Consider the following 25,675-nt stretch of genomic DNA (forward strand, 5'->3'; position numbering starts at 1 on the left):
TTATATCTTCGCTTTTAAAAATATATTTATAATGGTAAAAGCTGTTTTATTTGATATGGATGGTGTAATTGTAGACACAGAGCCGCTACATTACAAAGCATATTACGGCATGTTTAATGACTATAAACTAGAAGTTAATGATGCTTTATACCAGTCTTTTACAGGACAATCTACAATAAATGTTTGTAAAAGATTATGTACCCATTTTAAATTAGATGTTCCTGCTAATGAACTTGTTGATAGAAAACGATATCATTTTAAAGATCTTTTTTTTAATGATTCTAGTTTAGGTTTAATTGATGGTGTACATGACATAATTAAAGACTACTACAATAACGGATTAACCTTAGTGCTAGCCTCTTCTGCATCGATGCTTACTATTAACAATGTTTTTACTCGTTTTGATTTAGACCAGTATTTTATTGCAAAATTAAGTGGAGCAGACTTGAAGGCCTCTAAACCGCATCCTGAAATATTTATTAAAGCAGCTGAAGCTTCTGGTTATAAAAGAGAAGAATGCATGGTAATTGAAGATTCTACTAACGGAATAAAAGCAGCTTATGATGCTGGAATTTATTGTATTGGTTACGATAGTTTAAACTCTAAAAACCAAGATTATACATTAGCAAATAAAGTGGTTTCAAGTTTTAAAGAAATAACCTTTAAAGAGGTTAAAGATTTATTTTAAATAAATGAATTATTTAAATATAAGTACAACCAATTATCATTTCCCGATACAGAAATTAGCAAAGATATTACCTAATAAATCATCGCTTGTAATTTCTCCTGTAATTTCACCAAAGTGATATAAAGCTTGCCTAATATCTATGGCAAGCAAATCTCCTGACAAACTAGACTCTAAACCATATTTTACTTTGGTTACCTCTTCAAATGCTTTTTGTAGTGCATCATAATGCCTAGAATTAGTAACAATAGTTTCGTTATTACGTAAAGCTCCAGTATTTACAAAACCTAAAAGTTTTTCTTTTAACTCTTCTACTCCAACTCCTGTTTTAGCAGATAATAAATGTAGATTATTTATAGTTGCTTTTAATGTTTCTACCTCTGTATTGGATAATTTATCTACTTTATTAGCTATTACTACCAATGGTTTTAAAGGGTATTTATTCTTTATTTTTTCAATTTCAACAATAAATTTTTCACTATCGGTTTTAAATTGTTCTGCATCAAATAGGTATACTACTACTTGTGCTTGTTCTATTTTTTCAAAAGTTTTCTTAATACCAATACTTTCCACCACATCAACTGTTTCTCTTATTCCTGCAGTATCAATAAACCTAAAACCAATGCCACCAATAACTATTTCATCTTCAATGGTGTCTCTAGTAGTACCTGCTATTTCACTAACAATGGCACGTTCTTCGTTTAAAAGGGCATTAAGTAATGTAGATTTACCAACATTAGGTTCCCCTACAATAGCAACCGGAATTCCGTTTTTAATCACATTTCCAACGGCAAAACTATCTATCAATCGTTTTAACACAAAAACAATTCTATTTACTAAATCTTTAAATTGTGTTCTGTCTGCAAATTCTACATCTTCTTCAGCAAAGTCAAGTTCTAATTCTATTAAAGAAGCAAAGTTTAAAAGCTCTTCACGTAGTTTCGCAATTTCTGAAGAAAAACCTCCACGCATTTGTTGCATAGCTATTTGATGCGATGCTTCATTATCACTAGCAATTAAATCTGCTACAGCTTCTGCCTGACTTAAATCTAATTTTCCGTTTAAAAAAGCACGTAAAGTAAATTCTCCTGCATTAGCCATTCTGCAACCATTACGTAAAAACAATTGTATAATTTCTTGCTGAATAAATATAGATCCATGACAAGAAATTTCTATAACATTTTCTCCTGTATAGGAATGTGGATTCTTAAAAATAGAAACTAAAACCTCATCTAAAGTTTTGTTGTTTTCAATAATATGACCTAAATGAATGGTGTGTGTTTTCTGTTTACTTAAATCTTTATTGTGAATTGATTTAAAAAATGTAGAACAAATAGTAATTGCCTCAGGTCCAGAAAGTCTTATAACAGCAATAGCTCCTGCTCCTGAAGGAGTTGCTAGTGCAACAATTGTATCATTTAATATCATGATACAAAAGTAAGCAATTGTTAAAATAAAACTAACATATTTACATTTTGAAAATAAATTAGTTATAACTCTTATATTTGTGGTAAAAAAAACAATTTTATGCAACGAATTATATCCGTATTATGTATTTCTCTTTTTTTAATTTCTTGTTCTAAAGAAAAAAATGAAGGTTATGTAATTCATGGAAAATTAGACAATCCGCAAGACAATAGTTTAGTACAACTTTTAAAAGCAGACGGCAGAAAAAAAGTGCTTTTAGACACTGCAAGAGTTACCAATAATACATTTACCCTAAACGGAAAAGTAGAGAGCTCAGACATGGTATTTCTTACCATTAACGGAGTAAAGAGTAGTCTTCCGTTTATAATTGATAATGAAAAGATTAATTTAAATATTTATACAGATAGTATTTTTGCTTCAGATATTCAAGGAGGAAAACAAAACGATTATTTTAATGAATATCAGGATTTTGTTCAAACACTACGTAACAAAAACAAAAAGCTATCTGAAGAGTTTAATATTGCAAAGCGAAATCAAGATACAGCTAAAATAAATGAACTTAGAAAAACTTATGAAGGCATTTTAAAAGAAAACGACGAGAATGACATTGCATTCATGACAAAAAATAAAGACGCCACTTTATCTGCTCTTATTTTAGAACGCGCTTTAATGGGCAACAAAATTGAATTTGCAAAAGGAAAAGAGTTATATGCTAATTTTGACCAAACAATAAAAGACACAAGAGCCGGAAAAGCCATAGCCACATTTATTAAAGCAAATGAAAAAACAGCAGTTGGCAGTATAGTTCCAGATTTTTCTGCTCCAAATCCTGAAGGTGAAACAATTTCTTTAAACGAAATTAAAGGAAAGGTTACTATTATTGATTTTTGGGCTGCTTGGTGTGGACCATGCCGAAAAGAAAACCCAAATGTGGTAAAAGTATATGAAAAATACCATGAAAAAGGGCTGGAAATTATTGGTGTTTCTTTAGATGGTACACCACAACAAAAAGATGCTAAACAAGCTTGGTTAGATGCTATTGAAAAAGATAATTTAACTTGGCATCATGTTTCTAATTTAAAATATTTTAATGACCCTATTGCAAAAGAGTTTAATATCAATGCTATTCCTGCAACCTTTATTATTGATGCAGAGGGTAAAATAATTGCAAAAAATTTAAGAGGTCCTGCTTTAGAAGAAAAGATAGCAGCATTGCTAAACTAATAAGCAAGGAAACTTGTTTTTATACCAAATTATTATATAAAAAAAAGCTGAATTAATTTTCAGCTTTTTTTTAGTTTATTTCTTCTTTTTACATCTTATTCATTCGTTTTAAAACAAACAATAATACAATTGGTATTGCTAACAAACCAATCATTAACAAGTTTGTTTTAAAAAGCCAAGTAGCCAAAAACAGTGTAATTATATAACCACCAATTGCACCTCCAAAATGGGCATCATGCCCAATATTACCCACTTTATTTTTCATTCCGTAAATAGAATATAAAAGGTATCCTATTCCAAACACATAAGCAGGTATTGGTATAGGTACAAAAAACATATACAAACTCATTTCCGGACGCAATAAAATAGCAGAATATAAAATACCGGTTACAGCACCACTAGCTCCAACAGCACTATAATGGTACTCGTCTTTATGAAAATATAAAGACAATAAACTACCAAGTAACAAGCTGCCAATATAAACAAATAAGAAACTTAAGGTACCTAAATCTTGTATAACAATATCGGCAAAAAAGTATAAGGTTAACATGTTAAACAATAAATGTTGTGTATCAACATGTAAAAAACCAGAACTAAACATTCTAAACTTTTCACCACGTTTTATACCTCCTACATGAAACTTATATGTATCAAAAAAATTAAAATCATTAAACCCCTTATAAGAGATTAACACATTTGCAACAATAATTACTATTGTTACAATACTTAAATTGCCCATAAATTTGAAACTTTTAAATCAAATATAACATATATTTGCTCTTGCAAATCTAAAATTATTTCATGCAATTTCTTGCTTACATTTTAATTTATCCATTTTTATGGATTATTTCTATTCTTCCGTTTAAAGTATTATACTTTATTTCAGATATTTTATATGTTTTAGTCTATTATGTAATTGGTTACAGAAAGAAAACAGTTATGTATAACTTAAGACTTGTTTTTCCTGATAAAACCGAAAAAGAACGCATTAGCATTTCTAAAAAATTTTTTCACCATTTATGTGATATGATTTTAGAATCTATAAAATCATTAACTATTTCTGAAAAGGAAATGAAAAAACATTTCACATTTACTAATGTAGAACTTATTCAAGAGTTAGAAAAAACAGATAAAAACATTGCTTTAATGTGTGCACATTATGCAAATTTTGAATGGATTTTTATACTACAAACCTACGTTAACAGAAAAGGTTATGCGGTATACAAACGCTTAACCAACAAATATTTTGATGCTTTGGTTAAACGTATTAGAGCTAGATACAATAGCTATTTAATTACTACTAAAGAAACTATTCCTACTTTATTAGAATCTAAAAAAACCGGAGAACTATCTATTAGCGGATTTGTATCTGACCAATCACCAAAAGCGCAAAAAGCTTTTCACTGGAATGCGTTTATGGGCATTAAAGTTCCTGTACACACAGGAGCAGAAATGCTTGCTAAACGTTTAGATATGTCTGTAGTTTTCTTTGGTGTTAAAAAAATAAAACGTGGCTATTATGAAACCTCATTTAAAACCCTCGCTTTAAATGCCAACGACTATAAAGACTATGAAATTACAGATATGTTTTTAAAATTAGTAGAAAAACAAATACTAGAAGCTCCTGAATATTATTTATGGACACATAAACGCTGGAAACATAAAGATAAAGTTCCTGCTAAGTTTAAATAACTTTAAGTAAAAAAAATCCTTAAAACATTGTTTTAAGGATTTTTTTTATTGTCTATTAAATTCCTGCAATTTCTTTTAGTTCTGCAATAAACCTATCTGCTAAAGCATCTGCAATTTCTTGTGATTTTGCTTCGGTATAAATTCTAATTATTGGTTCGGTGTTACTTTTTCTAAGATGCACCCAATTTTCAGCAAAATCAATTTTAACACCATCAACAGTGGTGATATTTTCATTTGCATAACGCGATTGCATGGTATTTAAAACCGCATCTACATCAATTTGTGGTGTAAGTTGAATTTTCTTTTTGCTCATAAAATAGCTCGTGTAGGTTTTACGTAATTCGCTTACCTGCATTTCTTTTTCGGCTAGAAGACTTAAAAACAAAGCTACTCCCACTAAAGAGTCTCTACCATAATGAGATTCTGGATAGATAATTCCGCCATTACCTTCACCTCCTATTACTGCCTTATTCTTTTTCATTAAAGCTACCACATTTACTTCTCCAACAGCACTAGCCTCATAAGTACCTCCATGCTTTTCTGTAACATCGCGTAAAGCTCTAGAAGAACTCATGTTACTTACTGTATTTCCTGGCGTTTTACTTAAAACGTAATCTGCACAAGCAACCAAGGTATATTCTTCTCCAAACATTTCCCCATTTTCATCCATAAATGCCAATCTATCTACATCTGGATCTACTACAATACCAAAATCAGCATTTTCTTTAACTACCATTTCAGATAAGTCGGTTAAATGCTCTTTTAAAGGTTCTGGGTTATGCGGAAATTGTCCGTTAGGCTCACAATACAATTTAACAGGATGTACACCTAAACGCTCTAGTAATTCTGGAATAGCAATTCCTCCTGTAGAGTTCACACCATCTACCACTACTTTTAAATTAGCATCCTTAATAGCTTTTACATTTACTAGGTCTAAATTTAAAACTTCATCAATATGTAAATCTATATATGCTTGGTTTTTTGTTATTTCTCCTAAGTCATCTACTTCGGCAAATTGCATGGTATCTGCTTCTGCTATTTTTAAAATCTTCTCTCCTTCTACTCCATTTAAAAATTCGCCTTTTGCATTTAAAAGTTTTAAAGCATTCCATTGTTTTGGATTATGGCTTGCCGTTAAAATAATACCACCATCTGCATGTTCCATTGGCACAGCAATTTCAACAGTTGGTGTTGTAGACAAACCTAAATCTACCACATCAATACCAAGACCAACTAAAGTATTCATTACCAAATTCTGAATCATTTCACCAGAGATTCTAGCATCTCTACCAACCACAACTTTATAGTGTTCTTTATAGCGTTGCTCTTTTAACCATGTACCATATGCAGCTGCAAATTTTACAGCATCTAAAGGTGTTAAATTATCACCTACTTGCCCTCCTATAGTTCCTCTAATTCCAGAAATTGATTTTATTAAAGTCATAAATATTTAATGTTTGCAACAAATATAATATTTCAAATTGGGAATCTTATGTTATGAATTTGTAAATTCACAGAATGAATTTTTTAGCACACATTTACCTTTCTGGAAACAACGAATTAATTACTATTGGTAACTTTATTGCCGACGGCATTAGAGGTAAAAAGTATCAAGAATTCTCTAAAGACATACAAATTGGTATACTATTACATAGGGAAATAGATACCTTTACAGATGCACATAAAACGGTTAGAGAAAGCACCAAACGTTTGCATAAAAATTACAGCCATTATTCTGGAGTTATTGTAGATATATTATACGATCATTTTCTTGCTAAAAACTGGAGCAACTATTGCAACATTCCGTTAGAAAATTATGCCAATAATTTTTACGATTCGTTACAAGATAATTTTGAAATTTTACCTACAAGAATTCAAAAAATGATGCCTTATATGATAGCAGATAATTGGTTATTAAGCTATGCCTCTATTGAAGGTATTAGCAAAGTTTTAGAAGGAATGAACCGAAGAACAGAAAACCGCTCTAAAATGAATCTAGCAGTAAAAGAACTACTTGAATTTTATAACGAATTTGAGGATGAATTTACACGGTTTTTTGAAGAACTTATTGCTTTTTCAAAAACCAAATTACTAGAATTACAAACCAGATAAAAACAATAAAATAACTTTGCTTGCCACCATGCAATTTTAAACAAAACGAAACTATTATGAAAAAACACATTTTATTTCTACTCATAAGTATTGTTTTATGCGCTTGTAAAAAACAAGAAGAAAAAATTACAACACGACTAATTACAGAAAAAGCAATGGTTGTTTCTGCGCGTGAAGAAGCTTCAAAAATTGGTGCAGTTATAATGAAACAAGGTGGTAATGCTTTTGATGCTATGCTTGCTACAGATTTAGCTTTAGCAGTAGCCTATCCATATGCAGGAAATCTTGGTGGTGGTGGTTTTATGGTATATCGATTAGAAAACGGAGAAATTGGTGCTTTAGATTATAGAGAAAAAGCTCCTTTAGCTGCAACCAAAAACATGTATTTAGATTCGCTTGGTAATATCATTCCTAACTTAAGTACTCGTGGTGCTATGGCTGTAGGTATTCCTGGCACTGTTGCTGGTACTTTTGAAGCACATAAACGTTTTGGGAAACTACCTGTTGAAACTATTATGAAACCAGTTATTGCACTTGCAAAAAAAGGGATAATAGTAACCAAAAAACAGGAAATTCGCCTAGCGGAAAAACAAGAAGACTTTAAATTAGCCAATAAATCTGATTTTCTTTTTACCAAAGATTGGAAAGAAAATGATGTTATTCAGTTTCCAAAACTTGCCGAAACCCTAACTAGAATCATGAAAAATGGTCCTGATGAATTCTACAAAGGACAAACGGCAAAAATACTAGCAAAACACATTCAAGATAATGGAGGTATTATAACCGAAGAAGACTTAGCAAATTACAAACCTAAATGGCGTACACCTATTACTTTTTCTTATGATGATTTAAACATCATTTCCATGTCTCCGCCTTCTAGTGGTGGTATTTGTCTGGCACAAATTATGAAAATGATTGAACCTTATGATTTAGATAAACTAGGACATAACTCTACTAAAGCTATCCAGATTATTACAGAAGCCGAACGTCGTGCCTATGCAGACAGAAGTTTTTATTTAGGCGATCCTGATTTTGTTAATGTACCACAACAACAATTAATTAGTAGTGCTTATTTACAAGGCAGAATGCAAGATTTTTCGTTTGAAAAAGCTACAAAATCTACAGACGTATCTCATGGAACAGTAGAGGTTATAGAAAGTAATGAAACCACACATTACTCTATTGTAGACCCTTTTGGTAATGCAGTTTCTGTAACCACCACCTTAAATTCTGGCTATGGTTCTAAATTGTATTGTAGTGAACTAGGTTTCTTTTTAAATAATGAAATGGATGATTTTTCTAGTAAACCTGGTATACCTAATGTATATGGTTTAATTGGTGCAGAAGCCAATAGTATTTTACCAGAAAAGCGCATGTTGAGCTCAATGACACCTACCATTGTAGAAAAAAACGGTAAACTACATATGGTTGTTGGTTCTCCTGGAGGCTCTACTATTATTACTTCGGTAATGCAAACCATTTTAAATGTTCATGAATACAAAATGAATATGCAAGACGCTGTAAATGTACCTCGTTTTCACCACCAATGGTTGCCAGATGTAATCATGATGGAACCTTATTCTTTTCCAGACCAAACCATTAAAAACTTACAAGAAAAAGGCTATACCATTAATGAAGAAGATGCTCCTGTTATAGGTAAAGTTGATGCTATTTTAGTTTTAGATAATGGCAAATTAGAAGGTGGCGCAGACAGACGTGGTGATGATGCTGCTTCTGGATTTTAATAACAAATAAAACTACTGCTTATTATGAATTTCATTTCAGCACTAGACAATACTTTTAGCAAAAATGAAAATCTAGAATTTGCTGCTCAAATGAAAGCCTATTTAAAAAACAGGTTTGATTTTTATGGCATAAAAGCTAAGCTGCGTAGAGACTTACTACAACCTTTGGCTCAAAAACACCAATTAGAAATTAGAGATACCATAAGAACCTTAACTTTTGATTTATATCAATTTAAGCAACGTGAAATGCATTTATGTGCCATAGAATTGTTTGAAAAACAACTGCGCAAATCTTACAAAAAAGAAGACATCTATTTAATTGAAAAACTAATAACTACAAATTCATGGTGGGATTCTGTAGATTTTATTGCCAAACAAATTCTAGGAAAATACTTGATTATTCATCCTAACGAAACAGAAAAGATAATACGTGATTTTTCAAACTCTAATAACATGTGGCTAAACAGATGCAGCATTATTTTTCAATTGGGTTATAAAGAAAACACCAACAAACAATTACTTTTTAATCAATGTTTAAAACATAAAAATTCTAATGAGTTTTTCATTCAAAAAGCTATTGGTTGGGCACTTAGAGAATATGGTAGTTATAATCCAAAAGATGTGCTTACCTTTGTAAAATCAAATAACTTAAAACCTTTAAGTACACGAGAAGCAATTAGAAAATTAATATAAATTAAACTTTTAATTATCTAATATACCTTTTAAACTAATAGACATAAAAACAAAGAAAGTGGCTAAAAAAACAAACCTAAAAAAAATACTAAAAATAATAGCAGGAGTAATTATTTTCTTCACCTTACCTAGCTTTCTTTTTTTTGGTTTTTTATATTTTAAATACAACCAAGAATTACCTTCAGGAATACAAGGTGAACAAGCAGATGCTTTAGCTTATAAAATGCTAGATGCCTTAGATTATAAAAAATATAAAGCTACAGATTATATAGAGTTTACCTTTAAAAAAAGACACCATTATAAATGGAATAAAAAAGAAAACACTTGTGAAGTCTATTGGAAAAACTATAAAGTATATTTAGATTTTAACAATACTGCTAAAAGCGAAGCCTTTAAAGGAGAGCAAAAAGTTGCTGCTAAAGATGCTACAAGCTTCATACAAAAAGCTACAAGCTATTTTAACAACGATACTTTTTGGTTAGTAGCTCCTTACAAAGTTTTAGATCCAGGTACAGAACGAAGATTGGTTAAAACAAAAGATAATAAAGACGCTTTACTTATTACCTACACTTCTGGAGGCTCTACTCCTGGAGACTCTTATTTATGGGAATTAGATCCTTCTGGTAAACCAACAAGTTTTAAATTATGGACCTCTATTTTACCTATTGATGGTTTAGAAGCTTCTTGGAGCAATTGGACAATTACAAAAACAGGTGCAATGCTTCCTACTTTTCATAAACTTTTAGTTTTAGGTATAGAACTAGAAGACATAAGCTGTTTATAGTATCACAATCAAATTATTTATTAACAACTATCTTTAGTAAGTAGTTGGGCACAAGCTGAGGAACTGGGTGAAAAACTAAAATAAGTGAGTAAACTAAATCTATCGGAATTACAAAATGAATAAAAACAAAATAACAGCGATATTGATAATTGTCGCCATTTGTGTTTTGTATTATTTTTTTAACTACAAACAAAAAAGAGAGGTCATTGATTTTGGTGTTTCTACTAATACTAAAATCATAAATTATTCCTATGGTAGTCAAGGTAAAAACTGGGTTACTTATAAATACTCTGTTGATGGAATTGAATATGAAGGACAGGAGGCTGTTTCTTCTTTTAAATGCGATGAGGAAGATAATAATAAGAAAGGATGTGTTGGAATGACATTCAAAGTAGTTTATTCCAAAAGAAACCCCGAAATAAGTGAGATTAATTTAGGAAAATATAATAAATACAAACTGACCAAATTATAAGTTTTTGACTAAAAAATTAAAAAGCCAGTGCCCAACAAAGAACACAGGTAAAAAAAAACACTTTTCTTCATTAAATTTAGACACTATAATATTGGCTTATTAAATGGAACCATTGATTTTATAAGCTTTTTTTTGCTATTTTATTCTAATTATGACCCGTCCTAAATATAGGCTACATTACTACAACCAATATCTTTTACAAAAACACAACCTATCCTTTATTTCATCTTTTGTACTAACTTCAAAATCAAACTAGGCAAGTAATAAAGTGTTCGTCAGTCATCGTTTTAGTTGCAGAAAAAACATAGTAATAAAATATTAGGTATAATAAATAAACTACGATTTTCCTTAATAAACAAAAGAAGAAATTTCCTATATTGTTCTCGCTATTAATATATTGAATTCATAAAACCTTTGTATTATTTAGATCGTTTCAATAAAAACCACTTTTATACAACCTATAATAGAAATAAAGCGTTGGTTATACACGTGTATAAATAAGTTGTGCATAATTTAAACTCACTCAAATGAAAAGAAAAGTTTCAATGTTTAAACAAAATGGAAAAAATTATTTCCATCTTGATGATACTGAAATTTATTATCGGAATTTAGAAAGTGTTTACAACTATCTAGAGAGTGAATATGATATAAATTATATGAATTTCGCATATGTTACTTTATGTTCAAGTACCCTAGAAGCTTCATTGAATTATATCATTTTTCATTATTATATAAACGAATTTGGACCTGTTGATTATAAAAATTTCGCAGATAGTCTTATAAACATAAGCTTTAAAAACAAACTACACTCAACACCAAACATAGTTACTAAATCGAAATATTATTTTAATTCCGACTGTTTTACAATAAAGACTCTTGAAAAACTGATTTCGTTGAGGAATAAGATTTTACATAAAAAACCTTTACTTCAAACAACGGAATTAGATTTGCATAAAGATTTAGAGCTTGGGAAAGAAATTGAATTAAAAAATAATAATCATATCGAACTTATCACTAAAAATGATTGTCAGAATTTCCATAAAGCTATTATGAATTTTAGAAATGAATTTATGAATCCGTTTTTAGAGAATGAATTATTGATAACAGAATTGATTAAGGAAAAATAAAAACTATGCACAACACCGTATAAAAATAATGCGTAGTTTAGTGCTTAATCAAGAGTCAGTGCATTTTTGTTACGTCTGATTTTCCTTCGGAAAATCCTCGCACACAAAACCGCACTATTCTTATACATCAACGTTGTAATTTAACGCAACCAAATGAGAATTAAAGTATCTTAAAAAAAACAAACCTTATGAAAAAATTTGTTTCTATCCTCATTCTAGGAATTAGCCTTGTTTCGTGTAGCGCTGATGATGAAACAGTTATAACTAATGAAGATACCGAATTAGAATACCCAAGTATAACTGGAAAATGGAATATGGTTTCAAGCTGTGGAGGAATTGCCGATGATTGTTGGTATTCAACAGGAGATTACACAAAAATGGTTGAATTCAAAAACAACCTTGAATACGTTGAAAAAATAAATAACATAATTGAAGTAGAATCTACTTATTTAATAACAGACACCTTATTTATTGCTAATAGGGCAATATTTAAAATTGAGTTTGGATTTGATTACACTTCAGAATTTACTTTTATAAGCGATACTCTTAGTATTGTAAGAGGAGATTATTGGGAAAACCACATTAGAGTTACTGAATAATAAACTACATACAGCAACATATATAATTTATTGCTAGTTCTAGCCTACTTACAAAAATCATCACAAATTTATATTCGGTTTCTTTTGGCTAAATTAGTCACCTAAATACGTAACGAACTCATAATCAATAACGCTAGATACAATTATTTTAAAAACACTTATAAGCAATATACTAAAGATTCTAAATAAGATTTGTAACATTTAATACCACAAGAGTACTAATAATATTGGTGTCTGTAATGACATTATATCTTGAACAAAATAGACATCAAAAAATTTAAATAATAAGATCTTTATGAAAAAAATAACAAACTAGCAATTGGAATTGCGATTGGAGTTGGAATAGGAACCGCTGTTGGAGTTGCAACCGATAATCTAGGATTATGGCTTAGTCTAGGAATAGCTATTGGAGTCGGAATAGGAACCACACTTGATAAAAAAAATACATCAAAAGAAAGCAATAAATCCTAATACCTTAAAAATAGCTCTAGCTAACACCAACGTCGTTGCGCTTTTGTAACGTCTGCTTTTTCTGCAAAAAACAACAGCCTTACAGAAATGCAAAAACTCACCAAACAAACATGAAACGAAACATGTTTTGTAACATTAAATAGAAATTATACACTAATTGTTTAATGATTAAAGACATATTATTTCAAATTAAATACACTTTTTCTCAACTAAAATTCAATAGAAAAAAAGAGATAAACCAAAGGTTAAAAGAATCTTTTGGAGCATTGAAAGATGATTCTTTTGACTTTGACAGCATTGAAAAATACTTCAGAAAAAAAGACAATTCAAAAGCACATCAAGTATTATCAGATAAAACCTGTAACGACTTAGATTTTGATGATTTATTTATGTTTCTTGACCGAACGAATTCAAAAGTTGGTCAACAATACTTATACAATACTCTTCGGACAATAAAAGTAAATAAAAAGCAAACCAAGCTGAACGAAGAAATAATAACTGAATTATCTGAAAACCCAGAATTAAGAATTTCGGTTCAAAAAAAGATTGAAAAACTAAAACATAAAGATGCATACTACATAACTACATTATTTCAAGAAGAGCATATAAATCCACCAAAATGGTTTTTTGTTATAAAATTATTGTCGTTTACAAGTTTAGTTTCATTGATTTTTGCCTATTTTAATCCTATATTTTTCATAGTTTTATTAGGTATCTTTTGTGTGAATTTTGTGTTACATTATTGGAACAAAAATAATTTAGTTCAGTATGTGAGTTCAATTCCGCAACTTTTAAGACTTAATAATGTCGCTTCTCATTTATTTACCAACCCATTATTTAAAAAAATAAATCCTGACTTACCAAAGTCCATCAAATTAATAAATCAAGTTAAAAGTAAAATGTCATTTTTTTCACTTGAAGCCAAACTTCAAGGAGAATTTGAAATCATAGCTTGGCTTGTATTTGAGATTTTTAAAACACTGTTTTTACTTGAACCTTTATTATTATTTGGAGTTTTAAAAAGGCTAAATAACAAAAGAGGAGACATAGAAAATGTATTTAATTTTGTTGGACATATGGATATGCTAATTTCAATAGCGTCTTTAAGAAACGGACTTGAAACATTCTGTTTGCCAACTATTAATGATGGAGATAAAATTATTGTTAAAGATATCAGTCATCCTTTAATTATTAATTGCACAACAAACAGTATTGAAATAGCTGAAAAATCCATACTTCTTACAGGTTCAAATATGTCTGGAAAAACTTCTTTTATTCGTGCCATTGGACTAAATATAATCACAGGACTTACCATTAATACTTGTTTTGCAAAATCAATGAGTTTTCCTTTATTAAAAGTGTTTTCAGCCATCCGAATAAGTGATGATTTAATGAATGATAAAAGTTATTATTTTGAAGAAGTAGTAACTATTAAGGAAATGCTTAAAGAGAGTGAAAACAAAAATAAAAACCTCTTTCTTTTAGATGAACTATTTAAAGGTACAAATACAGTAGAGCGTATTTCTGCTGGAAAATCTGTTTTATCTGCTCTAACAAAGCATAACAATAAAGTATTGGTTTCAACTCACGACATAGAATTAACAGATATGCTTTCAAATGCATACGAATTGTTTCATTTTAGCGAAACAGTACATGACAAGAATGTAGGTTTTGATTACAAACTAAAAGTAGGAAAATTAAAAAACAGAAACGCTATTAGAATACTTGAAATTAATGATTATCCAAAAGAGGTTGTCAAAGAAGCAATTGATATAGCAAAAGAATTAGACAAAACATATTTAGCTAAAAATACTAAAAGCTAACATCCTATATAATTTATTGCTAGTTCTAGCCTACTTACAAAAAATTGTCGCAGACTTTCTATCTGTAATTTATTTACCAAATTATTTACTAAAACACGCTAAAACACAAAGTAATGTTTCCTTTAAAATGCAAAACAAAAATTAAATTTTAAAGTTATCTAGTATCCTAGTTTTAATAAAATCCTAACTAATTACCTTTCTTAAAGACAAGTAAAAGCTGTATCTTCGCACCTTTGCAAATTTATGTCCAAATTCGAAGAAAATATAGAAGTTCAAGGTGCTCGTGTTCATAATTTAAAGAACATTGATGTTACTATTCCTAGAGAAAAACTAGTGGTTATTACTGGTTTATCTGGTAGCGGAAAATCCTCATTAGCTTTTGATACCATTTATGCCGAAGGGCAAAGACGTTATATTGAAACTTTTTCTGCCTATGCAAGACAGTTTCTTGGTGGCCTAGAGCGTCCTGATGTAGATAAAATTGATGGTCTTTCTCCTGTTATTGCTATAGAGCAAAAAACAACTAGCAAATCACCACGTTCTACCGTTGGCACCATTACTGAGATTTATGATTTTTTACGTCTACTCTTTGCTAGAGCTAGTGATGCATACAGTTACAACACTGGCGAAAAAATGGTAAGCTATAATGATGAGCAAATAAAAGCTTTAATAATAGAAAATTTTTCGGGTAAACGCATTAATGTTCTGGCTCCTGTTGTGCGTTCCCGTAAAGGGCATTATAGAGAATTGTTTGAGCAAATTGCAAAACAAGGCTTTGTAAAGGTTAGAGCAGATGGCGAAATAAAAGACCTTGTAAAAGGTATGAAGCTAGACAGATACAAAAATCATGATATTGAAATTGTAATCGATAGATTAAAAATTGATACATCTGTAGATAATGATAAACGTTTAACCGAAACCATAAATACTGCCATGTATCATGGTAATGACGTACTTATGGTTTTAGATCAAGACACGAACGAAACTAGATTCTTCAGCAGAAGTTTAATGTGTCCTAGTTCCGGTATTTCATATCCTAACCCAGAACCTAATAATTTTTCGTTTAACTCACCAAAAGGTGCTTGTCCTAAATGTAACGGAATTGGTACTTTGTATCAAGTTAACCAACAAAAGATAATTCCAGACCCATCCCTTTCTATTAAAAATGGAGCCCTTGCTCCTCATGGTCCAGAAAAAAATTCATGGATTTTTAAACAGTTAGAATTAATTGCACAACGCTATAACTTTAAATTAAGTGATGCCTATAAAGATATTCCGGAAGAAGCCAAACAAATGATTTTATATGGTGGAAACGAAAAATTTACGGTAGATAGCAAAACACTAGGTATTAAAAGAGATTACAAAATAGATTTTGAAGGTGTTGCTAACTTTATAGAAAGCCAATATGCAAATGCAGATTCTACCTCGTTAAAACGTTGGGCAAAAGAGTATATGGATAAAGTGGATTGTGGTCAATGTCATGGCGCACGTTTACGCCAAGAATCGCTTTACTTTAAAATAAACAACCAAAACATAGCAGAATTAGCCAATAAAGATATAATTGATTTAGCAGCATGGTTTAAAGATTTACACAAAAACCTATCTAAAACACAACTAAAAATTGCCGAAGAAATCATCAAAGAAATCAAAGCAAGATTACAGTTTTTATTAGATGTTGGTTTAAATTATCTTTCACTAAACCGAAGCTCTAAAACCCTTTCTGGTGGAGAAGCACAACGAATTCGTTTAGCCACTCAAATAGGCTCGCAATTAGTTGGTGTACTTTATATTTTAGATGAGCCTAGTATTGGTTTACACCAACGCGATAACGAAAAACTAATAAACTCATTAGTAGCTTTACGTGATGTTGGCAACTCGGTTATTGTTGTAGAACACGATAAAGACATGATTTTAAGAGCAGATCATGTAATTGATATTGGTCCGCATGCAGGAAAACATGGAGGCGAAATTATTAGCCAAGGTACTCCTCAAGAAGTCTTAAAACACCATACACTCACTGCAGAATACCTAAACGGAAGCAAGCAAATTGAAGTTCCTAAAACACGTAGAGAAGGAAACGGAAAATTTTTAGAACTTAAAGGCTGTACAGGAAACAATTTAAAAAATGTATCTGTAAAATTTCCTTTAGGAAAAATGATTGGCGTAACAGGAGTTTCTGGTAGCGGAAAATCTACTTTAATTAATGAAACCCTCTATCCTATTCTTAATGCCTATTATTTTAATGGCGTAAAAAAACCAATGCCTTACAAAAGTATAAAAGGCTTAGAACACATAGATAAAGTAATTGATATAAACCAATCTCCAATTGGTAGAACACCACGTAGTAATCCTGCTACGTATACAGGTACATTTAGCGAAATACGTAGTTTATTTGCTAAAATACCAGAAGCAATGATTCGTGGTTATAAACCAGGAAGATTTAGTTTTAATGTAAAAGGAGGACGATGCGAAACCTGTCAAGGTGGTGGTTTACGTGTTATTGAAATGAATTTTCTTCCAGATGTATATGTAGAATGCGAAACTTGTCAAGGAAAAAGATTTAATCGTGAAACTTTAGAAATTCGCTATAAAGGAAAAAGCATTAGTGATGTTTTAAACATGACCATTAATGAAGCTGTTGATTTCTTTGAGCACATTCCTAAAATTCATAAAAAACTAAAAACCATTAAAGATGTTGGTTTGGGTTATATTACACTCGGACAACAAAGTACCACCCTTTCTGGAGGAGAAGCACAACGTATTAAACTAGCTACAGAATTAAGTAAACGCGATACAGGAAACACTTTTTATATTCTTGATGAGCCTACTACAGGATTACATTTTGAAGACATTAGAGTGCTAATGATTGTATTAAACAAGCTAGCCAACAAAGGAAATACCGTTTTAATTATTGAACATAATCTAGATGTTATTAAAACCGTAGACCACATTATAGATATTGGTTATGAAGGCGGAAAAAATGGTGGTGAAGTTTTAGTAGAAGGAACACCTGAAAAAGTGGCAAAACATAAAACCAGCTATACTGCCAAGTTTTTAAAGAAAGAATTGAATTAAAAAATAGTATCTAGTTTTGTTACTGTGCTAAAAAAAGAACTAAATTAGCAAGTTGCTGAAAAAACAAAATACTAAAAATAAATATTAAAATACATGAGAAAAGAACAACATCCAAAAGGATGGAATGAAAAGAAAACAAATGATTCTTGGGCCATTTTTAAAATAATGGGAGAGTTTGTTAATGGTTATGAAAAATTAAGTAAAATTGGTCCTTGTGTATCCATTTTTGGATCTGCAAGAACAAAACCTGAAGATAAATACTATAAACTAACAGAAAAAGTAGCACATAAAATTGTAGATCATGGTTATGGTGTAATTACTGGTGGAGGACCAGGAATTATGGAAGCTGGTAATAAAGGAGCACACCTTGGTGGTGGTACTTCGGTTGGTTTAAACATTGAATTACCTTTTGAGCAACACGATAACCCTTACATAGATCATGACAAAAGTTTAGATTTTGACTACTTCTTTGTACGTAAAGTTATGTTTGTAAAATACTCACAAGGTTTTGTGGTAATGCCTGGAGGCTTCGGTACTTTAGATGAGTTATTTGAAGCAATTACTTTAATTCAAACTAATAAAATTGAAAAATTTCCAATTATTTTAGTTGGTAGAGAATTCTGGGAAGGTTTATTTGATTGGGTAAAATCTACCTTATTAGCTAAATTTAATAATATTAGTCCTAAAGATTTAGATTTAATTCATCTAGTAGATACAGAAGATGAAGTTATAGATATCTTAGATGCCTTCTATAAAGAATATGGCTTTAGCCCTAATTTTTAATTAGTGATTACTACTAAATTTAATAAAAAACTACTTCTAGTTTTTATAAGTTTACTAAGCATTAAAAGTGTCTTATCTCAAGATACTTTTAATGCTATGTTTTATAATGTATTAAATTTCCCTCTGCAAACCGTACCTGAAAACAGAATAGATTATTTAAGCATTATTTTAAACGACTACAAACCCGATATTTTTATGGTTTGTGAATTAAATAGCCAAGCAGGTGCCAATAGCATTATTAATATGATGCAGCAAGAAATAAACCCAAACTATGCCATGGCAAACTTTGAGTTAAACACTTCTGATGATACATTAGGCAATCAAAACGATTTGCAAAACCTTCTTTTTTTTGATAACACCAAGTTTAGTTTACAAAGCCAAACCATAATTACAACCATTTATAGAGATTTTAATCATTATAAATTAAAACTTAATACTACAGACCAAGACGTAAACCCTTTATATCTTGAAGTAATAGTTGGCCATTTAAAAGCTTCAGATGGTGTTGACAACCAAGCATTACGTTTACAAATGGTAGAAGATTTAGAAAATTATTTAAACAATCTGCCACAAGACAGTCACATATTACTTTCTGGTGATTTAAATTTATATAGAAGTTCTGAACCTGCTTTTCAAGAATTAATAAATACACAAAACCATATTATATTTACAGATCCAGCTGATAAAATAGGCTCTTGGCATAATAACACCAATTATATAGATGTATTTACACAGTCTACCAGGACCACAACAGGTTTAGGTGGTGCTACAGGTGGTTTTGATGATAGGTTTGATTTTATATTAGCATCAGAAAGCATGAGTAATGCTTCAGGAGAAAATTCTGATGTGTTTTTTGTAGAAAATTCTTATCAAGTATTTGGCAACAATGCTAATGTAAACTGCTATAATCAAGAAATCAATTCGGCAAATTGTGCAGAAGACAGCAATCCTAACACAACAGATTATTCGTTAGAAATTAGAGAATCTTTATATAATTTTAGTGACCATCTTCCAGTTACCTTACAAATACAAACCAATCAGCAATTTTTAAGCATTCCAGAATATATAACATCAAATTATTATGAAATAATTGGCACTAATATTATTTCTAATACCTTAAATTTACAAACTAACAATCAAGAAATCAATAACAAAAAACTAAATATTTTTAATACTTTAGGTCAATTAGTAAAAACAATTCGTTTAAATAATACAAAAACACATTATATAGACGTTTCTAATTTAACTAATGGAATATATTATATAGTGACCCCTAATTTTAATAAAGAACCTTTAAAGTTTGTGAAAGTAAATTGATAAATCGCTACCTACTTTTTTTTCTATTCACCTTAGTGAATTTTTTAAGCTTTAGTCAAAACACCATTGACCTAAAGGCAACTTTTGATGTGGAAAGTAAAAAAATTAAAATAGAACAAACTATTCAATATCAAAACACATCAAACAATACATTACAATATATTTATTTAACAGATTGGAGCAATAGCTATTCTACAAAAAACACTCCTTTAGCCAAACGTTTTGCCGAAGAATATAAAAATGATTTTCACTTTGCAAAAAACGAAGACAGAGGTTTCACTGTTATTACTTCTTTAAAGCAGGACAATAAAGAGGTAAGTCATGAAAGATTAAAAAATCAATTAGATATTATAAAAGTAAGATTAAATACTGCATTAGCACCAAACCAAACCTATACACTGCACTTAAATTATATTATACAAATACCTAATGCTAAATTTACACGCTATGGTATAGACAGTGATAATAATATAAATTTAAAATATTGGTATATAACTCCTGCTGTTTATGATGGTACTTGGCATTACTTTAGTAACAAAGGTATTGAAGATGCATACATACCTAAAGCAGATCAAACCTTTGAAATTACATATCCAGAAAGCTATATCTTAACCTCAGAACTTAATGAAGTAGGAAGCACGAAGCGTAACAACAACATTATAACCACTTTAAAAGGAAAAGATAGAATTAACACCAAATTATTTTTATTTCAAGAACCTCGTTTTAATACAGTACAAACAGATTATTTTAGTGTGGTATCTAGTATTGGTGATGTAAATTTATCGCAAACAGAAAGAGTATTAATTACAGATAAGGTTGCTGGATTCATAACTAAAAACCTTGGCAATTATCCGCACGAACGTTTATTAGTATCAAACACAGATTATAAGAAAAAACCTATTTATGGTTTAAACCTATTACCAGACTTTTTTCGTCCATTTCCAGATAGCTTTCAATACGAATTAAAATTATTAAAAACAGCCTTATACAATTATTTAGAAAACACACTTTTAATAAACCCAAGAAAAGACCAGTGGTTAGTAGATGGTTTTCAAATATATTTCTTAAAAAAATACGTGAAAGAATATTATCCAGATATGAAAATCTTTGGAAGCCTTTCTAATATCTGGGGAATAAAATCTTTTCGTGCTGCACAACTTAATTTTAATGATCAGTATAATTTATTATATATGAATATGGCAAGAGGGAACCAAGACCAACCACTTACCAAGCAAAAAGATTCCTTATTAAAATTCAACAAAAACATAGCAAACCCAAACAAAGCTGCAATAGGCTTAGAGTATTTAAATAGTTATGATGAAAGTATACAATTAAATCAATCTATACCTGAATTTTTAACCAATCAAAAACTAAAAGCTACAACAACCAAAGATTTTGAAAAATTTATAAAAACAAAAGCTTCTAAAGACATTAATTGGTTTTTTGATGAATTTTTAAAAACCTCAAAAAAAATAGATTACAAAATAAAAAAGGTTGAAGAAAGTAGAGACTCTATTAAAGTTGTTATTAAAAATAAAAGCAAAACAAGCATGCCTACTTCATTATTTACTTTAAATAAAGATAGTATTACAGCTAAATATTGGATTAATAACAATTCTCTTTATGACACTATAAAACTACCAAAAAACAACGCTACAAAACTTGTTATTAATCAAGACAACTTAACACCAGAGCTAAATAATAGAAACAACACACAATCATTAACTAATTCTCTATTCAACAAACCACTACAAATAAGACTGTTAAAAGACGTTGAAGATACTAGGTATAATCAAGTTTTAATTATGCCAATTTTAGAGTTTAACAATATTTATGATGGTATTGTGGTAGGTACAAAAGCATACAATAAAACCGTACTTAAAAAAGATTTCACCTATAAAATTGCTCCTCAGTATGGTTTAAAATCTAATGCTTTAACTGGTTCTGCTAACCTTGTATACCATCAATATAATAATAGCAACAGAAATTTATTTAAAATTCAATATGTACTAACAGGTAGTTATGATAGTTATGCTCCTGATCTTTTTGTAACCTCAATAAAACCATCTATAACTTTTCATTTTAGAGATACCGAAAATTTACGAGCAAATAAAAGAGGCTATTTAAATGTAAGATATGTTAGTATTAGAAGAGATAAAGACATTAATAACATTCTATTAGACGAAGCAGAACCAAACTATAATGTATTTAATTTAAGATATATAAACAAAAACCCTGGTTTAATAGAGTTTTCTAGTTGGTTTGCAGATTTTCAAGCATCACAAACGTTTAGTAAAATATCTTTTAATTACGAATACAGAAAGCTATACCAAAACAACAGACAACTTAATGTTAGATTCTTTGCAGGAGCATTCTTAAAAAACAACAACCTAGCAAGTAATAATTATTTTAGTTTTGCCCTGGACAGACCTACTGATTATTTATTTGATTATAGTTATTTAGGAAGGTCTGAAAGCACTGGTATATTTAGTCAGGAACTAATTATTGCTGAAGGTGGTTTTAAGTCTAAACTAGAAACTCCTTTTGCCAACCAATGGATGGCAACTACAAACATAAGTACATCTATTTGGCAATACATTCATGCATATGGAGATTTAGGAACATTAAAAAACAAAAATCAAAAAGCTAAATTAATTTATGATTCAGGTTTAAGAATAAATTTAGTAGAAGATTATTTTGAAATTTACTTTCCGGTATACTCAAATCTAGGATGGGAAATTGCACAACCACAGTACAGCCAAAAAATACGTTTTAAATTTACTGCAGATATACAATCGCTACTCGGCCTGTTTAGAAGACGCTGGTATTAATTTCTATTTTACCTTAAAACGAAAGCGCAACTACAAGCATATAACATCATTTTTAAAGTTTTATACTTGTATCTATTTTAAAATTTATCGAAAAAAAGTATATTAACAGCTATAAAAGTCTTCCTTTTAAATAGTTAAATAAATTATATTTAAGTTGAAAATGCATTAAAATATATTCATAAATTTTCTATATTAATGGTTTATATTTTGTTATTTATAAAATTAACACCTTTATATTGTTAATTTCGCAATACTTAAAGACATTAGTATATTGCAAAAACGCTTTATTTTATGTAAATTTGCCACTTATGAAAGCATCAAAAATGACAACAAATCCAGAAACAATTGAAGACATTTCTTTTAACGATTTTAAAGCTGAAGTTTTAAAAGATTATACTATTGCTGTAACCTCCAGAGAATGCAGTTTATTAGGTCGTCGTGAAGTTCTTACAGGAAAAGCAAAATTTGGAATTTTTGGTGATGGTAAAGAAATACCACAACTAGCTTGGGCTAAAGCCTTTAAAAATGGAGATTTTAGATCTGGTTATTATCGAGATCAAACCTTTATGATGGCTATTGGTGAACTTACCATCGAGCAATTTTTTGCTGGCTTGTATGCACACACAGATATAAACAAAGACCCAATGTCTGCTGGTAGACAAATGGGAGGACATTTTGCTACACATAGTTTAGATGAAAACGGAAATTGGAACAATTTAACCCAACAAAAAAACTCTAGTGCAGATATTTCACCTACTGCTGCACAAATGCCTCGCTTACTAGGTTTAGCACAAGCCTCAAAAATTTATAAAAATGTTGAAGGTATAGATACCTCTAACTTTTCTGTTAATGGTAACGAAGTAGCTTGGGGAACCATTGGTAACGCGAGTACTAGTGAAGGTCTGTTTTTTGAAACCATAAACGCTGCTGGTGTTTTACAAGTACCTATGGTAATAAGTGTTTGGGATGATGAATACGGAATTTCTGTACACGCAAAACACCAAACTACCAAAGAAAACATTTCTGAAATTTTAAAAGGATTTCAACGTGAAAATAATACTAATGGTTACGAAATTTTAAGAGTAAAAGGTTGGGATTATCCTAACTTAATAGAAACTTACCAAAAAGCTGGTGAAATTGCCAGAAAAAACCATATTCCTGTTTTAATTCACGTTAATGAATTAACACAACCTCAAGGACACTCTACTTCAGGATCACATGAACGTTACAAAGATGCAGAAAGACTTAATTGGGAAGCAGATCATGACTGTAACCTTAAAATGCGAGAATGGATAATTGCAAATAATTTTGCAACCAAAGAAGAACTTAGAGAAATTGAAAAAGACATAAAAAAGCGTGTTCGCGAAGGTAAAAAAGCTGCGTGGTCTGCCTATAGCAACCCTATTATTCAAGAACGTAGTGAACTTATTTCGCTTTTAGAAAATATTGCTAATACTAGTGCTAATAAAGTTTTTATAACTAAACTTAAAAATGATTTAACTGCTATTATAGAGCCAATAAGAAAAGACAACCTTTCTACTGCTAGAAAAGCTTTACGCTATGTAATTAGCGAAAATTCAGCAGAAAAAACACAACTTGTTAATTGGATAAATAATTATATTAATACCATACAACCTAAATACAGCTCGCATTTATATAGCCAATCAAACCGTTCTGCTTTACAAGTTGAAGAAGTAAAACCTACCTATGATGCAGATGCTAAAATGGTAGATGCAAGACTAGTAATTAGAGATAATTTTGATGCGCTTTTTGCCAAACACCCTGAAGTTTTAATTTTTGGTGAAGATGCAGGACATATTGGTGATGTAAACCAAGGTCTTGAAGGCATGCAAGAAAAATACGGTAAATTTCGTGTTTCTGATACAGGAATTAGAGAAGCTACTATTTTAGGTCAAGGAATTGGGTTGGCTATGCGTGGTTTAAGACCTATTGCAGAAATTCAATACCTAGACTATTTATTATACGCATTACAGATAATTAGTGATGATTTAGCTACAGTACACTATAGAACACATGGTAGACAAAAAGCTCCATTAATTATTAGAACACGTGGGCACAGACTAGAAGGTATTTGGCATTCTGGATCACAAATGGGTGGTATTATTAACCTTGTTCGTGGTATTCATGTTTTAGTACCAAGAAACATGACCAAAGCTGCTGGTTTTTATAATACTTTACTTGAAAGTGACGAGCCTGCTTTAATTGTAGAATGCTTAAATGGATACAGACTAAAAGAAAAAATGCCAAACAATATTGGTGCCTTTAAAACACCTTTAGGTATTGTCGAAACTGTAAAAGAAGGAAATGATATTACTTTAGTTTCTTATGGTTCTACTTTAAATATTGTAGCTCAAGTTGCTAAAGAATTAGTAGAAGTTGGTATTGATGCAGAAGTTATAGATGTGCAATCTTTACTTCCTTTTGATCTAAATCACGATATTGTTAAAAGCATTGAAAAAACAAATCGTCTAATGGTTATTGACGAAGACGTTCCTGGAGGAGCATCTGCTTATATTTTAAACGAAATATTAAATACGCAAAATGCTTACCAGTTTTTAGATAGTAAGCCTCAAACTTTAACTGCAAAAAGCCATCGTCCTGCTTATGGTACAGATGGTGATTACTTTTCAAAACCATCGCACGAAGATATTTTTGAAGCTGTATATCAAGTAATGCATGAGGCTAATCCTAATAATTATCCAAAATTAAGATAACCATAAGATTTATATATACTTAAAAAAACCTTTCAAGAAATACTTGAAAGGTTTTTTTTATATTTATAGTAAATCAAAC

The 25,675-nt window shown here is 30.1% G+C and carries 19 protein-coding genes; 16 read left to right on the forward strand and 3 right to left on the reverse strand.

The genetic code is table 11. The features are described from left to right. Positions 1-31: 31 nt before the first annotated feature. The gene (locus tag KO494_RS13025) at positions 32-688 is read left to right on the forward strand and encodes an HAD family phosphatase (protein ID WP_215968050.1); all 657 of its coding nucleotides are present in this window, start codon (positions 32-34) and stop codon (positions 686-688) included. Between the two features lie 36 nt (positions 689-724). On the opposite strand, the gene mnmE is transcribed toward KO494_RS13025, so the two are convergent. Then, positions 725-2,113, reverse strand: a complete 1,389-nt coding sequence (mnmE, locus tag KO494_RS13030; RefSeq protein WP_215968051.1) for a tRNA uridine-5-carboxymethylaminomethyl(34) synthesis GTPase MnmE — start codon at positions 2,111-2,113, stop codon at positions 725-727. A gap of 99 nt (positions 2,114-2,212) precedes the next feature. Between mnmE and KO494_RS13035 the strand changes: the two genes are divergently transcribed. Further along, on the forward strand, positions 2,213-3,337 hold the full coding sequence (locus KO494_RS13035) for a TlpA disulfide reductase family protein (protein WP_215968052.1): 1,125 nt from the start codon (positions 2,213-2,215) through the stop codon (positions 3,335-3,337). Positions 3,338-3,425: 88 nt separating this feature from the next. Here KO494_RS13035 and KO494_RS13040 read toward each other — a convergent pair whose 3' ends face one another. Continuing rightward, entirely contained in the window at positions 3,426-4,076 is a 651-nt protein-coding gene (locus tag KO494_RS13040) for a rhomboid family intramembrane serine protease (RefSeq protein ID WP_215968053.1), read from the reverse strand. Between the two features lie 62 nt (positions 4,077-4,138). On the opposite strand from KO494_RS13040, the gene KO494_RS13045 reads away from it, so the two are divergent. Further along, positions 4,139-5,029, forward strand: a complete 891-nt coding sequence (locus KO494_RS13045) for a lysophospholipid acyltransferase family protein (RefSeq protein WP_215968054.1) — start codon at positions 4,139-4,141, stop codon at positions 5,027-5,029. A 55-nt stretch (positions 5,030-5,084) separates the two neighbouring features. Here the strand turns inward: KO494_RS13045 and glmM are convergent, their stop codons facing one another. Further along, positions 5,085-6,473 (reverse strand): phosphoglucosamine mutase, encoded by a 1,389-nt coding sequence (glmM, locus tag KO494_RS13050; RefSeq protein ID WP_215968055.1) that lies wholly within the window; start codon positions 6,471-6,473, stop codon positions 5,085-5,087. Between the two features lie 74 nt (positions 6,474-6,547). On the opposite strand from glmM, the gene KO494_RS13055 reads away from it, so the two are divergent. The 13 genes from KO494_RS13055 to KO494_RS13115 all read left to right on the forward strand — a co-directional run bounded on the left by KO494_RS13055 (position 6,548) and on the right by KO494_RS13115 (position 25,596). Next, positions 6,548-7,141 carry an ACP phosphodiesterase gene (locus KO494_RS13055; protein WP_215968056.1) on the forward strand — a complete coding sequence of 198 codons (594 nt, stop codon included), beginning with the start codon at positions 6,548-6,550 and terminating at the stop codon, positions 7,139-7,141. Positions 7,142-7,197: 56 nt separating this feature from the next. Then, entirely contained in the window at positions 7,198-8,886 is a 1,689-nt protein-coding gene (gene ggt, locus KO494_RS13060) for a gamma-glutamyltransferase (RefSeq protein WP_215968057.1), read from the forward strand. Between the two features lie 24 nt (positions 8,887-8,910). Then, a complete protein-coding gene (locus KO494_RS13065) occupies positions 8,911-9,579 on the forward strand; it encodes a DNA alkylation repair protein (protein ID WP_215968058.1) in 669 nt (222 codons plus the stop codon). A gap of 58 nt (positions 9,580-9,637) precedes the next feature. After that, positions 9,638-10,363 carry a hypothetical protein gene (locus KO494_RS13070; protein WP_215968059.1) on the forward strand — a complete coding sequence of 242 codons (726 nt, stop codon included), beginning with the start codon at positions 9,638-9,640 and terminating at the stop codon, positions 10,361-10,363. A 115-nt stretch (positions 10,364-10,478) separates the two neighbouring features. After that, the gene (locus tag KO494_RS13075; RefSeq protein WP_215968060.1) at positions 10,479-10,835 is read left to right on the forward strand and encodes a hypothetical protein; all 357 of its coding nucleotides are present in this window, start codon (positions 10,479-10,481) and stop codon (positions 10,833-10,835) included. A gap of 527 nt (positions 10,836-11,362) precedes the next feature. Next, the gene (locus tag KO494_RS13080) at positions 11,363-11,962 is read left to right on the forward strand and encodes a hypothetical protein (RefSeq protein ID WP_215968061.1); all 600 of its coding nucleotides are present in this window, start codon (positions 11,363-11,365) and stop codon (positions 11,960-11,962) included. Between the two features lie 188 nt (positions 11,963-12,150). Then, complete coding sequence (locus KO494_RS13085; RefSeq protein ID WP_215968062.1) at positions 12,151-12,561, forward strand: hypothetical protein; 411 nt, start codon at positions 12,151-12,153, stop codon at positions 12,559-12,561. 635 nt (positions 12,562-13,196) lie between these two features. Further along, complete coding sequence (locus KO494_RS13090) at positions 13,197-14,855, forward strand: DNA mismatch repair protein MutS (protein ID WP_215968063.1); 1,659 nt, start codon at positions 13,197-13,199, stop codon at positions 14,853-14,855. 243 nt (positions 14,856-15,098) lie between these two features. Continuing rightward, the gene (uvrA, locus tag KO494_RS13095; RefSeq protein WP_215968064.1) at positions 15,099-17,930 is read left to right on the forward strand and encodes an excinuclease ABC subunit UvrA; all 2,832 of its coding nucleotides are present in this window, start codon (positions 15,099-15,101) and stop codon (positions 17,928-17,930) included. Between the two features lie 93 nt (positions 17,931-18,023). Beyond that, positions 18,024-18,713, forward strand: a complete 690-nt coding sequence (locus KO494_RS13100; RefSeq protein ID WP_215968065.1) for a TIGR00730 family Rossman fold protein — start codon at positions 18,024-18,026, stop codon at positions 18,711-18,713. 3 nt (positions 18,714-18,716) lie between these two features. Then, positions 18,717-20,030: a T9SS type A sorting domain-containing protein gene (locus KO494_RS16115; RefSeq protein ID WP_215968066.1), complete on the forward strand. Its 1,314-nt coding sequence runs from the start codon at positions 18,717-18,719 to the stop codon at positions 20,028-20,030. Positions 20,031-20,065: 35 nt separating this feature from the next. Then, positions 20,066-22,861: a metalloprotease gene (locus KO494_RS13110; protein ID WP_252730395.1), complete on the forward strand. Its 2,796-nt coding sequence runs from the start codon at positions 20,066-20,068 to the stop codon at positions 22,859-22,861. A 323-nt stretch (positions 22,862-23,184) separates the two neighbouring features. Continuing rightward, positions 23,185-25,596, forward strand: coding sequence for a thiamine pyrophosphate-dependent enzyme (locus KO494_RS13115; RefSeq protein ID WP_215968246.1), 2,412 nt, complete (start codon positions 23,185-23,187; stop codon positions 25,594-25,596). Positions 25,597-25,675 lie beyond the last annotated feature (79 nt).

Origin of the sequence: Lacinutrix sp. C3R15 (genome assembly GCF_018860825.1) — a bacterium.
Classification (GTDB): domain Bacteria; phylum Bacteroidota; class Bacteroidia; order Flavobacteriales; family Flavobacteriaceae; genus Oceanihabitans.